The sequence below is a fragment of the Streptomyces sp. NPDC097617 genome (genome assembly GCF_044761485.1).
Lineage (GTDB): Bacteria > Actinomycetota > Actinomycetes > Streptomycetales > Streptomycetaceae > Streptomyces.
Genome location: NZ_JBIWCL010000005.1, coordinates 354,989 through 368,325 on the forward strand (window position 1 = coordinate 354,989; position 13,337 = coordinate 368,325).

General features: G+C 68.9%; 11 protein-coding genes and 1 pseudogene. 11 read left to right on the forward strand and 1 reads right to left on the reverse strand.

The genetic code is table 11. From position 1 onward, the window contains the following. Positions 1 to 3 precede the first annotated feature (3 nt). The 11 genes and pseudogenes from ACIQZO_RS12595 to ACIQZO_RS12645 all read left to right on the forward strand — a co-directional run. Positions 4 to 372, forward strand: coding sequence for a DUF4233 domain-containing protein (locus ACIQZO_RS12595; RefSeq protein WP_399745935.1), 369 nt, complete (start codon positions 4 to 6; stop codon positions 370 to 372). 64 nt (positions 373 to 436) lie between these two features. After that, positions 437 to 847: a nucleoside-diphosphate kinase gene (gene ndk, locus ACIQZO_RS12600; RefSeq protein WP_403624213.1), complete on the forward strand. Its 411-nt coding sequence runs from the start codon at positions 437 to 439 to the stop codon at positions 845 to 847. Positions 848 to 1,143: 296 nt separating this feature from the next. Continuing rightward, complete coding sequence (locus ACIQZO_RS12605) at positions 1,144 to 2,163, forward strand: rod shape-determining protein (protein WP_008738981.1); 1,020 nt, start codon at positions 1,144 to 1,146, stop codon at positions 2,161 to 2,163. Between the two features lie 132 nt (positions 2,164 to 2,295). Further along, positions 2,296 to 3,243: a rod shape-determining protein MreC gene (gene mreC, locus ACIQZO_RS12610; protein ID WP_403624216.1), complete on the forward strand. Its 948-nt coding sequence runs from the start codon at positions 2,296 to 2,298 to the stop codon at positions 3,241 to 3,243. A gap of 13 nt (positions 3,244 to 3,256) precedes the next feature. Next, entirely contained in the window at positions 3,257 to 3,964 is a 708-nt protein-coding gene (gene mreD, locus ACIQZO_RS12615) for a rod shape-determining protein MreD (RefSeq protein WP_403624219.1), read from the forward strand. Between the two features lie 13 nt (positions 3,965 to 3,977). After that, a complete protein-coding gene (gene mrdA / locus ACIQZO_RS12620; RefSeq protein WP_403624222.1) occupies positions 3,978 to 6,155 on the forward strand; it encodes a penicillin-binding protein 2 in 2,178 nt (725 codons plus the stop codon). Between the two features lie 8 nt (positions 6,156 to 6,163). Then, a complete protein-coding gene (rodA, locus tag ACIQZO_RS12625; RefSeq protein WP_403624225.1) occupies positions 6,164 to 7,363 on the forward strand; it encodes a rod shape-determining protein RodA in 1,200 nt (399 codons plus the stop codon). A gap of 49 nt (positions 7,364 to 7,412) precedes the next feature. Beyond that, positions 7,413 to 8,930 carry a CHAD domain-containing protein gene (locus ACIQZO_RS12630; protein ID WP_403624228.1) on the forward strand — a complete coding sequence of 506 codons (1,518 nt, stop codon included), beginning with the start codon at positions 7,413 to 7,415 and terminating at the stop codon, positions 8,928 to 8,930. Between the two features lie 75 nt (positions 8,931 to 9,005). After that, the gene (locus ACIQZO_RS12635; RefSeq protein ID WP_403624231.1) at positions 9,006 to 10,931 is read left to right on the forward strand and encodes a TIGR03960 family B12-binding radical SAM protein; all 1,926 of its coding nucleotides are present in this window, start codon (positions 9,006 to 9,008) and stop codon (positions 10,929 to 10,931) included. Positions 10,932 to 11,498: 567 nt separating this feature from the next. Beyond that, complete coding sequence (locus ACIQZO_RS12640) at positions 11,499 to 12,023, forward strand: DUF6879 family protein (RefSeq protein WP_403624234.1); 525 nt, start codon at positions 11,499 to 11,501, stop codon at positions 12,021 to 12,023. Between the two features lie 18 nt (positions 12,024 to 12,041). Then, positions 12,042 to 12,561: pseudogene (locus ACIQZO_RS12645) on the forward strand (Scr1 family TA system antitoxin-like transcriptional regulator); the annotation flags it as partial. Here the strand turns inward: ACIQZO_RS12645 and ACIQZO_RS12650 are convergent. After that, on the reverse strand, positions 12,516 to 12,713 hold the full coding sequence (locus ACIQZO_RS12650) for a hypothetical protein (protein WP_403624283.1): 198 nt from the start codon (positions 12,711 to 12,713) through the stop codon (positions 12,516 to 12,518). The pseudogene ACIQZO_RS12645 and the gene ACIQZO_RS12650 sit on opposite strands and share 46 nt — an antisense overlap. Between the last annotated feature and the right edge of the window lie 624 nt (positions 12,714 to 13,337).

Consider the following 13,337-nt stretch of genomic DNA (forward strand, 5'->3'; position numbering starts at 1 on the left):
GGGATGCGCACGCTGTGTGCGAGCACGCTGATCGGTGAATTCTTTGTGATCGGCTTCGCGGGGCTGGTGGCGATGAAGGACCCCGACCTGACCCAGGCCGCGGTCTGGACCGTGTGCGGGGTCACCATGCTGCTGTCGGTGCTGCTGTGCGGGATGCTGTCGCGTCCCGGGGCCGTCCAGCTGGGCTGGGCCCTGCAGATCGGTCTGATCCTGAGCGGGTTCGTCGTGCCGACGATGTTCTTCCTCGGGGCGGTGTTCGCCGGACTGTGGTGGTGCTCCGTTCACTACGGCCGGAAGATCGACACGATCAAGGCGCGCTGGGCGGCCGCTCAGGAGGCGCAGGGGGCGCCCGGGGCGCCTGACGCTGCGTGACGGGTCCCCTGATCGGCCCTGTAGATTCGCCCTACCGCACCCGTATGCCGCAAGGAGCCGCAACATGACCCAGCGCACCCTCGTCCTGCTCAAGCCCGACGCCGTCCGTCGTGGCCTGGTCGGCGAGATCATCGGCCGCATCGAGCGGAAGGCCGGCTGGACCATCCCCGCACTGGAGCTGCGTACGCTGGACCAGGAGACCCTGGAGGCGCACTACGGCGAGCACAAGGGCAAGCCGTTCTACGAGCCCCTGATGGGCTTCATGTCGAGCGGTCCCGTCGTCGCCCTGGTGGTCGAAGGGGAACGCGTCATCGAGGGTGTCCGCCAGCTGGCCGGACCCACTGACCCGATCGCCGCGGCACCCGGCTCCATCCGGGGTGATTTCGGTTCGATCACGCGTGAGAACCTGATCCACGCCTCGGACTCGCAGGAGTCCGCCGAGCGTGAGCTGAAGCTGTTCTTCCCGGCGCTCTGAGCATTCGTTCCTGACGCAACATCAGCCGAATAGCGCTCATGACCTGGGGCGACCGAAGTAATTTCGGTCGCCCTTCGGTATTTCCGGGCGGGAGCGGGAACGACTGGGCAGGACACGTCGTCACCACTGAGGGGGCGGGTATCCATTCCGGCGGGATTGCCGGAGTCCCGTCGCGCGGTCTTCGTACTTGCGGCACTACGATGGGGCCTCCACCCACACACCCACCTCGCCGACCTGACAGCAGCCGCTATCAACTGGAAGGCCAGACGCTCCTCATGGGGAACAAGGGGAACAAAATGTCGTTCATCGGCCGTGACATGGCGATCGACCTCGGGACCGCCAACACGCTGGTGTACGTGAGGGGCCGGGGGATCGTCCTGAACGAGCCGTCCGTGGTCGCCATCAACACGAACACCGGTGGCATCCTGGCGGTCGGCTCGGAGGCGAAGAAGATGATCGGGCGCACGCCCGGCAACATCGTCGCCGTACGGCCCCTCAAGGACGGCGTGATCGCCGACTTCGAGATCACCGAGCGCATGCTCCGGTACTTCATCCTCAAGATCCACAAGCGCCGCTACCTGGCCCGTCCGCGCGTGGTGGTCTGCGTTCCCTCCGGCATCACCGGAGTCGAGCGACGCGCCGTCATCGAGGCGTCCACGCAGGCCGGCGCCCGCCAGGTGCACATCATCGAAGAGCCCATGGCCGCCGCCATCGGCTCGGGCCTGCCCGTCCACGAGGCCACCGGCAACATGGTCGTGGACATCGGTGGCGGCACCACCGAGGTCGCCGTCATCTCCCTCGGCGGAATCGTCACGGCACAGTCCATCCGGGTGGCCGGCGACGAGCTCGACAACGCGATCATCCAGCACATCAAGAAGGAGTACTCGCTCCTCCTCGGTGAGCGCACGGCCGAACAGATCAAGATCACCATCGGGTCGGCGTACGACCTCGACAAGGACGAGCACACCGAGATCCGCGGTCGCGACCTGGTCTCCGGCCTGCCCAAGACGGTCGTCATCTCGGCCGCCGAGGTGCGCAAGGCCATCGAGGAGCCGGTCAACGCCATCGTCGACGCGGTCAAGACCACGCTCGACAAGTGCCCGCCGGAACTGTCCGGCGACATCATGGACCGCGGCATCGTCCTGACCGGCGGCGGCGCCCTGCTCCGCGGCCTCGACGAGCGGCTGCGCCGGGAGACCGGCATGCCGATCCACATCGCGGAGGATCCGCTCGACTCCGTCGCCCTCGGCTCCGGCAAGTGCGTCGAGGAGTTCGAGGCCCTCCAGCAGGTCCTGGACGCCCAGCCCCGTCGCTGACAGATGCCCCTCCCTGCCGGAGGGGCCATGCGGAACACAAGGATCCGCCGTACGGGTGCTACCGGGCCCGTGCGGCGGATCGTTGATATACAGGCAAAGAGAATTCCGACGAGGAAGGCACGGCCGCCGCACGTGAGGGACACACGAGAAAGCCGGCTGCTCCTGGTGCTTCTGATCGCCATCGCGTTCGCGTTGATCACGGTGGACATCAGGGCAGGCGAGGAGTCGCCGGTCGACGGTGCCCGGCAGGCCGCCGCAGCGGTCTTCGGTCCGGTCGAGGAAGGTGTGGCGACCGCGGTCGATCCGGTCGCCAACGCCATAGGGGCGGTACGGGACTCCGGCGAGCGCCACAACCGGATCGCCACGCTGGAGCGCGAGAACGCGGCGCTGAAGGCCAAACTGGGCAGCGAGGACCAGACCCGCAGCCGCATCCACGAGCTCGACGAGATGCTCAAGCGGGCCGGCGCCGGGCAGTACGGCATCAAGGGCGCCGAGGTCATCGCGATAGGAGCGGCCCAGGGCTTCTCCTGGACCGTCACCATCGACGCCGGCAGCAAGGACGGCATCGAGCGGGACATGACCGTCCTCAACGGCGACGGGCTCGTCGGCCGGGTCAGCACGGTCGGCCCCGACACCGCCACGGTCGTCCTCGCCAACGATCCCGACTTCACCGTCGGCACCCGCCTGGAGAAGACCGGTGAACTGGGCTTCGCCACCGGTCAGGGCGACCGCGCCCTCTCCGTCCAGATGCTCAACGGCAAGGCCAAGGTAAGCCCCGGCGACCGGCTCGTCACCTTCGGCTCGCGCGGCAACAAGCCCTTCGTGCCCGGGGTGCCGATCGGCGAGGTGGTCAAGGTCGACCCCTCGCGCGGCGACCTGACCCGCACCGTCTGGGTGCGTCCGTTCGTCGGATTCTCGCGCCTGGACATCGTCGGCGTCGTGGTGATGCCGCCGCGCGAGGACCCGCGTGACGCGGTCCTGCCGCCCAAGCCCGAGGCCCCCAAGCCCACCCCGACGGTCACCGTCACGGTCACCCCGTCCGGGTCCGCCAGCGTGCCCGGCAAGCCGGTCGACGAGTAGGGACAGATAGCCCATGCGCTTCAACAGGATCCTGCTCTCGGCGTCCCTGATCGTGGTCGCCCTCGTCGTTCAGGTCACCGTCCTGGGCCGACTCCAACTGCCCGGCGCGGTGCCCGACCTGCTGCTGCTCACCGTCGTCTCGCTCGCGCTCGTGTACGGGCACGTCAGCGGCGCCCTCATCGGGTTCGCCGCCGGTCTCCTCGCCGACCTGGCCCCGCCCGCCGACCACGCCGCCGGACGCTACGCGCTCGTCCTGTGCGTCATCGGCTACGTCGCCGGTCTGGTCCGCCCCGACGGCGGCCGGTTCCGTTCCGCCTGGGGCCCGATGCTCACCGTCGTCGCCGCCGCGATGGGCTCCACCCTGCTCTACGCGGGAGTGGGCGCCCTCGTCGGCGACACCGCGGCCCGTCACGTGGGCCTGACCGGGCTGCTGTTCACCGCGACCCTCTACGACCTGCTGCTCGCGCCGTTCACCGTGCCGTTCATCATGGCCCTGGCCCGGCGCGCCGAGAACGACCCGATGGCCGTCGAGGCCGGCGGCGGCCCCACCAACAAGGCCGCCGACGTCTCCGCCGGCTGGCTGGCCGGCGGTACGGGCCTGCGCATCGGCAGCCAGCGCGGCGGCCTGCGCCTGAAGACCGCCCGCTCCCGCGCCAACAAGGCCGTCCGCATAAAGGGGGTCAAGGCGGTCAAGGGTGTGAAGAGCGTCAAAAAGCTGTGAGGGAGGAGCAGTCGTGACCAACGTTCCGGAGACCGGCCGCACCTCCCGGGTGCAGATCAGGCTCGTCATGATCCAGGTGCTCGTCTTCTCGATGCTGCTCACCCTCGGCGGACGGCTCTGGTACCTCCAGATCCGCAACGGCGACGAGTACTACCACGAGGCGAAGAGCAACCACGTCCAGCAGGTCGTCCAGCCCGCCGTGCGCGGCTCGATCCTCGACGCCCGCGGTGTCCCGATGGCCGACAACGAGACCCGTCTCGTCGTCTCGGCCAGCCGCACCGAGCTCATGAAGATGAAGGACAGGGGCAAGTCCGTCCTGGCCCGGCTCGCCGCCGTCCTCGACATGAAGCCGCAGGACACCATGGACAAGGTCCGGCTCTGCGACTCCCAGACCCCGCAGCCCTGCTGGAACGGTTCCCCGTACCAGCCCATCCCGGTCACCGACGAGGCCACCACCCAGCAGGCCCTGCAGATCCGCGAGCGGCCCGAGGACTTCCCGGGCATCACCGCGGAGCCCACGGCCGTCCGCCGCTACCCGGGGCCCGGCGGCGCGAACACCGGCCAGGTGCTCGGCTACCTCGGCCCGGTCACCGACGAAGAGATCATCAAGGCGAAGGACACCAACTCGCCCTTCCTGCGCTCGGACCAGGTCGGCCGCTTCGGCCTGGAGCGCACCTACGACAAGGAACTGCGCGGCAAGTCGGGCGTGACCCGCTACGAGGTCGACAACCTGGGCCGCGTCATGGGCGAGGCCAGGAACGACCCGGCGGTCCCCGGCGCCCACCTGGTGACCAGCCTCGACGCCCGCGTCCAGGGCGTCGCCGAGTACGAGCTGAACGCGGCGATGGTCGAGGCGCGCAAGCAGATCGACCGCAACACCGGCGTCCCCTACAAGGCCGACGCGGGCGCCATCGTGGTCCTGGAGTCCAGGACCGGCCGCGTGGTGGCCATGGCCTCCGCCCCGACCTTCGACCCCAATGTCTGGGTCGGCGGGATCTCCGGCAAGGACTACGCCAAGCTCACCGCCAAGGAGTCCAACGTCCCGCTGATGAACCGGGCGATCCAGGGGCAGGCGGCCCCGGGCTCCATCTTCAAGGTCATCCCGACGGCGGCCGCGGTCAACGCGGGCTACAAGTTCGACGGCGAGTACCCCTGCCCGAGCTCGTACTCCATCGGCGGCCAGGTCTTCAAGAACTTCGAGTCCCAGGGCCACGGCTCGATCACCCTCGGCCGGGCGCTGGAAGTCTCCTGCGACACCGTCTTCTACGCGCTGGGCCACAAGGAATGGATCAAGGACGGCGGCCTCAAGCCGAAGAAGCACCCGGCGCAGGTCTTCTACAAGACCGCCCACCAGTTCGGCCTCGGGGCCGAGACCCACATCGACCTGCCGGGCGAGGAGAAGGGCCGGGTCCCCGACCGCGAGTGGAAGCAGCGGTTCTGGGAGGTCAACAAGGACATGTGGTGCAAGACCGGCAAGAAGGGCGGCACGTACGTCGAGCTGCTGTCCTACGAGAACTGCCTCGAAGGCAACCTCATGCGCGCCGGTGACGCCGTCAACTATTCCATCGGGCAGGGCGACACCCTCGTCACCCCGATCCAGATGGCCACCATCTACGCGGCCATCTCCAACGGCGGCACCCTGTGGAACCCGACCATCGGCAAGGCCGTCATCAGCGCCGACGGCAAGAAGACCGAGGAGATCAAGCCGCAGGCCCACGGCCGGCTGCCGATGAGCGAGGAGACCCGCCGCAAGATGGAGGGCGCCCTGGAGGGCGTCGCCACCCGCGGCACCGCCGCCTGGCGCTTCGGCGGCTGGCCCCAGAAGCAGATCCCCATGCACGCCAAGACCGGTACGGCCGAGGTCTACGGCAAGCAGACCACCTCGTGGTTCGCCACGTACACCAAGGACTACACGATCGTGATGACGATCTCCCAGGGCGGTACCGGCTCCGGCGCCTCCGGCCCCGCCGTGCGCAACGTCTACAACGCCATCTACGGCCTCACCATGTCCGGCAAGCAGGACCCGAAGAAGGCCCTGCTCCTGCAGCCCGAGGCCGGGCTGCCCCGGATCTCGCCGGACGGCTCCATCGTTTCCCCGGAGATCCGGCCGTACGTGCCGCCGTCCCCGGAGGAGCTGGAGCCGCCGGCGCTCGCCGGCCCGCCCGCACCGCCCGCGGCACGCCAGGACTAAGGGAAGACATGCAGACCGCCAACAAGTTCTCCGTCTCCCGGTACGCGCCCGAGCGCGGGGCGATGGCCAAGCTCACCGCCCGCGACTCGGTGGTGCGCCGGCTCGACTGGCCGATACTCCTCTCCGCTCTCGCCCTCTCCTTCATCGGCGCCCTGCTCGTGTGGTCGGCGACCCGCAACAGGACCTCGCTGAACCAGGGGGACCCGTACTACTTCCTGGCCCGGCACGCCCTGAACACCGGGATCGGCCTGGTCCTGATGATCGGCACCATCTGGCTCGGTCACCGCACCCTGCGCGGTGCGGTGCCGATCCTCTACGGACTCTCCCTCGTGCTGATCCTGGCCGTGCTGACCCCGCTCGGCGCCACCATCAACGGCGCCCACGCGTGGATCGTCATCGGCGGCGGATTCTCCCTCCAGCCGTCGGAGTTCGTGAAGATCACGATCATCCTGGTGATGGCGATGCTGCTGGCCACCCGGGTGGACGCGGGCGATCTGGCCCACCCGGACCACCGCACGGTCGTCAAGGCCCTGTGTCTGGCGGCCGCCCCGATGGGCATCGTCATGCTGATGCCCGACCTCGGCTCCGTCATGGTCATGATCGTCATCGTGCTCGGCGTGCTGCTGGCCTCCGGCGCCTCCAACCGCTGGGTGGTGGGCCTGATCGGTGCGGGCGCCAGCGGCGCCATCCTGATCTGGCAGCTCGGCGTCCTCGACGAGTACCAGATCAACCGCTTCGCGGCCTTCGCCAACCCCGAGCTCGACCCGGCCGGCGTCGGCTACAACACCAACCAGGCCCGTATCGCGATCGGCTCCGGCGGGCTGACCGGATCCGGGCTCTTCCACGGCTCGCAGACCACCGGCCAGTTCGTGCCGGAGCAGCAGACCGACTTCGTGTTCACCGTGGCGGGCGAGGAACTGGGCTTCGTCGGGGCCGGGCTGATCCTGGCGCTGCTCGGCATCATCCTGTGGCGCGCCTGCGTGATCGCCCGGGAGACCACCGAGCTGTACGGGACGATCGTGTGCGCCGGGATCATCGCCTGGTTCGCCTTCCAGTCCTTCGAGAACATCGGGATGACCCTCGGGATCATGCCGGTGGCCGGTCTGCCGCTGCCGTTCGTCTCGTACGGAGGATCGTCGATGTTCGCGGTGTGGGTGGCGATCGGCCTACTCCAGTCGATCAAGGTGCAACGGCCATTGTCGGCCTGATGTGCTGTTCGCCCTGCCGACGTGATCCGTTCAGGACTAAGTTCGGTCTATGGCGGACACCAAGCGCGAAATCGAGCGGAAATTCGAGTTCTCCAAGGCCAAATCTGCCCGGCGCGGGGTGCCGGACCTGACGGGCACGGCGGCCATCGCGGCCGTCTCCGACCAGGGCACCGTCGACCTCGACGCCGTGTACTACGACACCCCCGATCAACGGCTCGCCGCCGACGGTCTCACCCTCCGGCGCAGAACGGGCGGCGCGGACGAGGGCTGGCACCTCAAACTGCCCGTCTCCCCGGGAGTGCGCGACGAGATCGGGGCCTCGCTCAGCGACACGGTCCCACCCGCCCTCGCCGCCCTCGTCCGCTCCCGGGTCCGCGGCGCGGGACTGCGCCCGCAGGTCAGGCTGGTCTCCTCGCGCCGGCTCAGCCACCTGCTCGACGCCGAGGGAGCCCTGCTCGCGGAACTGAGCACCGACGAGGTGCTGGCCGAGCGGGGCGAGAGCACCGCCGCCTGGACCGAGGTCGAGGTGGAACTGGCCGACGGGGTCGACCCCGAGCTGCTCGACGCAGTCGAGAAGACCTTCCGCAAGGCCGGGCTCCGGGTCTCCGCCGCCCCCTCGAAGCTCGCCCGGGCCCTCGCCGAGACCGACGCCGAGCCGCCGGCCCGGCCCGAGGCCGGCGGCCCCGAGGGCACGACGGGCGCGCACGTGCTGGCGTACCTGCGCGAACAGCGTGACGCCCTCGTCGCCCAGGATCCGGCCGTACGCCGCGGCCTGCCGGACTCCGTCCACCAGATGCGGGTCGCGAGCCGCCGGCTGCGCAGCGCCTTCAAGACCTACCGCAAGGTGATCGACCGGGCTGCCACCGACCCGATCGGGGAGGAGCTGCGCTGGCTCGCCGCCGAACTGGGCGTCGACCGCGACCAGGAGGTCCTGCTGGAGCGGATCCAGACCCGCCTCGGCGAACTGCCGCGCACCCTCCTGATCGGTCCGGTCCGCAGCAGGCTGCGCGTGTGGAACACCGCCCGGCGTTCCGGATCGCGCCGCAGGGCGCTCGCCGTGCTGGACAGCGCCCGCTACGTGGCCCTGCTCGACTCCCTCGACGCCCTGCTGGAGGCGCCGCCCCTGAAGGGGGCCGCGGCCCGGCCCCCGGAGTCGCTCCTGCCGAAGGCGGTGCTCCGCGACTACGAGCGCCTCGCCGGCCGGATCGGGAGCGCGCTCTCCCTCGACGAGGGCCACGAGCGGGACCTGGCCCTGCACGAGGCCCGCAAGGCGGCCAAGCGCCTGCGCTACGCGGCCGAATCGGCCGAGCCCGTCCTCGGCGGGCCGGCGAAGCACCTGGCCAAGGCGGGCAAGTCGGTACAGAACCTGCTCGGTGACCACCAGGACAGCGTGGTGGCCCGCGAGGCCCTGCGCGGCCTCGCGGTCCAGGCGACGGGCGCGGGGGAGTCCGCCTTCACCTGGGGCGTGCTCTACGCCCGCGAGGAGTCCCTGGCCGAGCGGCGCGAACGGGAACTTCCGGACACGTGGGCGAAGGCCGCGGACCCCGCGCTGCGGTCCCCACTGTAATGATCATGTGGGTGGGGGCGGCCGGGCCTCCGGGTAGGCTTGAGAGCTGCCCCCTGCCCGCTTCACGAAAGTCGCGTGATGACCGAGTCGGTCTTCCCTCAGCTTGAGGCCCTGCTTCCGCATGTGCAGAAGCCCATCCAGTACGTCGGCGGTGAACTCAACTCCACGGTCAAGGAGTGGGAGAGCTGCGACGTCCGCTGGGCGCTCATGTACCCGGACGCGTACGAAGTCGGGCTGCCCAACCAGGGCGTCATGATCCTTTACGAGGTGCTCAACGAACGCGAGGGCGTCCTCGCCGAGCGCACCTACAGCGTGTGGCCGGACCTCGAAGAGCTGATGCGCGAGCACAAGGTGCCGCAGTTCACCGTGGACAGCCACCGCCCGGTCTCCGCCTTCGACGTGTTCGGCCTGTCCTTCTCCACGGAGCTGGGCTACACCAACATGCTCACGGCCCTGGACCTCGCGGGCATCCCGCTGGAGGCCCGCAACCGCACCGTCGACCACCCGATCGTCCTCGCGGGCGGCCACGCGGCCTTCAACCCCGAGCCGATCGCGGAGTTCATCGACTGCGCGGTCATCGGCGACGGCGAGCAGGCCGTCCTCGACATGACCGAGATCATCCGCACCTGGAAGGCCGACGGGCGGCCGGGCGGGCGCGAAGAAGTGCTGCTGCGCCTGGCGAAGACCGGCAACGTCTACGTGCCGGGCTTCTACGACGTCGAGTACCTGCCGGACGGCCGCATCGGCCGTGTCGTGCCCAACCGCTCCGGCGTGCCGTGGCGCGTGTCCAAGCACACGGTCATGGACCTCGACGAGTGGCCCTACCCCAAGCAGCCCCTGGTCCCGCTCGCCGAGACCGTCCACGAGCGCATGTCCGTGGAAATCTTCCGCGGCTGCACCCGCGGCTGCCGCTTCTGCCAGGCCGGCATGATCACGCGCCCCGTTCGGGAGCGAAGCATCACCGGCATCGGCGAGATGGTGGAGCGCGGGCTGAAGGCCACGGGCTTCGAGGAGGTCGGCCTGCTGTCGCTGTCCTCCGCGGACCACACGGAGATCGCCGACATCGCCAAGGGCCTCGCCGACCGCTACACGGACGACAAGGTGGGCCTGTCCCTGCCGTCGACCCGTGTGGACGCGTTCAACGTGGACCTGGCCAACGAGCTGACCCGCAACGGGCGCCGCTCCGGCCTGACCTTCGCCCCCGAGGGCGGCTCCGAGCGCATGCGCAAGGTCATCAACAAGATGGTCTCGGAAGAGGACCTGATCCGGACCGTCTCCACGGCGTACGGCAACGGCTGGCGCCAGGTGAAGCTGTACTTCATGGTCGGCCTGCCGACCGAGACCGACGAGGACGTCCTGCAGATCGGCGACATGGCGGTCAACGTCATCGCCAAGGGACGCGAGGTCTCCGGCCAGAACGACATCCGCTGCACGGTGTCCATCGGCGGGTTCGTGCCCAAGCCGCACACCCCGTTCCAGTGGGCGCCGCAGCTGTCGGCCGAGGAGACGGACGCCCGCCTGGGCAAGCTCCGCGACAAGCTCCGCGCGGACAAGAAGTACGGCCGTTCCATCGGCTTCCGCTACCACGACGGCAAGCCCGGCGTCGTCGAGGGCCTGCTCTCGCGCGGCGACCGCCGCGTCGGCGATGTCATCCGCGCCGTCTACGAGTCGGGCGGCCGCTTCGACGGCTGGCGCGAGCACTTCAGCTACGACCGCTGGATGGAGGCGGCCGAGAAGACCCTGCCCGCCCACGGCGTGGACGTGGCCTGGTACACGACCCGCGAGCGCACCTACGAAGAGGTCCTGCCCTGGGACCACCTGGACTCCGGTCTCGACAAGGACTGGCTCTGGGAGGACTGGCAGGACGCCCTCGACGAGACCGAGGTCGAGGACTGCCGCTGGACCCCGTGCTTCGACTGCGGCGTCTGTCCTCAGTTCGACACATGGCCACAAGTAGGACCGACGGGTAAGAAGCTGCTCCCGCTCACGGTGAACAAGTAGCTGTGACCAGCGGCGATGCCGTCCAGAGGATGGCTGAGACGCTCGCTGGCATGAGCGAGGCGGAGCGTTCCACGATCCTTCGAGATCTCGGGACGAAGGAGCGTGAGCAGGCTCCTCGCCCTGTGCGGCGCACGCCGCTCCCTGCTCCTCGGCAAGATCCGGGCATCGTCTCGGCGGTCGAGTGGGTGTAGCTGACAAGAGGCGTCCGGGCCGTAAGGGTCCGGGCGCCTTCTGCGTGGCGCCGATGAACAGCATCGGGTCGGATCGGGGTGAACACGCCCTCTTGACCCGCAGGTTCCGACAGGGTGAAGGTCGTGCAACCAGGCGCAACACGCTCGACAGGGAGGGACACCATGGCCTTACGGTTCGTCGGTAAAGATCCCGAGTCCGGAGATCACGGATCACCCGCTGTGTGGGTGGACCAGGAGTCGAAGGATCTTGTGATCCAGGGATGGACGGCAGACGAGCGGACCACGGGCGAGAGCTCGCGGGATGTGCCGATCCCCGGGCATGAGTCGGTGATCAGGGTTCCGAAGCGGATGATCCCGCTTCTCAGGGAGGCGCTCCGTGTCGCAGAGTCTGACTGACTTCTCTGACCTCATCAGGTCGGTGCAGGAGTCAGCCGTGCATCTTGAGATGCGCGACACGTACGGCGTCGAGAACGAGATCGAAGGCTTCGCCGCATGGAAGCAAGGGCGCCGGCTTGACCCGGCGGATCGGGATTCGTGGTGGCGTTCCTGGCTCGACCTCGTCCAGGAGGTCACGGCCAAGGGCGTTGTCATCCGACGGGCCCGCATCGTCTCGGAGCCGGTCAGCGATGACATCGCCTTCGAGCACTCGGGCACCTTCACGAACGTGGCGGCCGGTGAGCAGATCCGTTGGCTGCCCCGCCGCAACGCCTCGGACCTTGCCCTGCCGGGCAACGACTTCTGGTTGTTCGACGGCCGCCTTGTCCAGTTCAACGTCTTCGACGGCGTCGGCCGGTGGGTCCACACTGACCAGACGGAAGACCCTGCCGAAGTTGAACTGTGCGCGTCGGCGTTCGAAGCGGTGTGGGAGCGAGCCATCCCGCACGAGAAGTACGCCGTCTGATTCCTGACCGGTCAGCTCATGCCTTCCTCTCCACTCTCCAGCGCCCAAGCGGCGCGAGCCGCTGTGGCTGCCCGTTTGCAGGGCCTCATGCATGACGCTGGCCTGACAGGGCATGAGCTGGCCGCTCGGTGCGGCTGGCACAAGTCGAAGTCGTCCCGGATCGCGCGGGGCAAGACGCCTGCCTCGGACGCTGACATCCGTGCCTGGTGCGCTGCCTGCGGGGCGGACGATCACGCGGCCGATTTGATCGCCGCGTCCCGAAACGCTGAGTCGATGTACGTCGAGTGGCGGCAGATCCACCGTGACGGGATGCGGCGCGTTCATGAGCAGACTGTCCCGCTGTACCAGCGGACCCGCTCCTTTCGTGTGTACGCCTCGAACGCCATGCCGGGGATGCTCCAAGACCCCCGGCTACGCGACAGGGCTTCTACGGTCCATCACGGCGTTCCAGGGGACCCCGGACGACGTGGCCGACGCCGTGAAGGCTCGGGCTCAACGGTCCCAGGTGATCCGGGAAGGGGACCATCGGTTCGCCCTGTTCCAACGTCTTCTCCCGGATGCCTTCCCGCTCCACCTCTGCACTGACGGCGAGCACGGCGAACACGATGGCACCCGCCCCGTTCGCCGCTCCTTCACACGGGTGCTGATCTTCTCCGAGAAGATGCGGGTGCAGTCGGCACGGGCAAGCATGTCCAACTGGGACTGAAGTTCCTGTCCAACGGTTGAGCAACGGGCGTAGCCCAGTCGGATCGCTGCGCCCGGTATCGCGTCGGGCACCTTCCGGTTGTGCGGCCGGAGGCCGCGCCTGCCGCTTGGTTCTCTTCGCCGGTGCCGTTGCGACTGGGGGCGCTACCGCGCCCCACTTCTCCTTGCCGCTGACGTGTAAGTACGTACCTGGCTTCCTTCTGTCGGCCCCCTACGGGGCCGCGCTGTGAGGCCAAAAGCTGTGAGGCCAAAAAGACAAGAGAAGACGCGAACGTTTCCGCAGGTGAGATGCCGTCTCGGTACACGTCAGGCGTGTGCTGGCTACACGCGAGAGACGTAGTCAGCGATCGAGGTGCAGGCGGCACGGCACGGGTGCGCCCTTCCTTTTCTGGAAGACGTGAGAGGGGAGGACAAGGCAAGCGGCCCCCGATCGGGGCGAGACAAGCTCCAGCTCCCTGGCGCGGGCCAGGGCGTTGTTCGTGCTCTGGTCGGACAGGGGCTTGCCCGCCTTGCCGTGAGTCTCCCCTCGTAGCGTGGAGTCCGTGACTGCAGGGGAAGTTGAGAGTCATGGCGGAGAAGCGTCGGGTGTTCACGGCTGAGTTTCGTGAG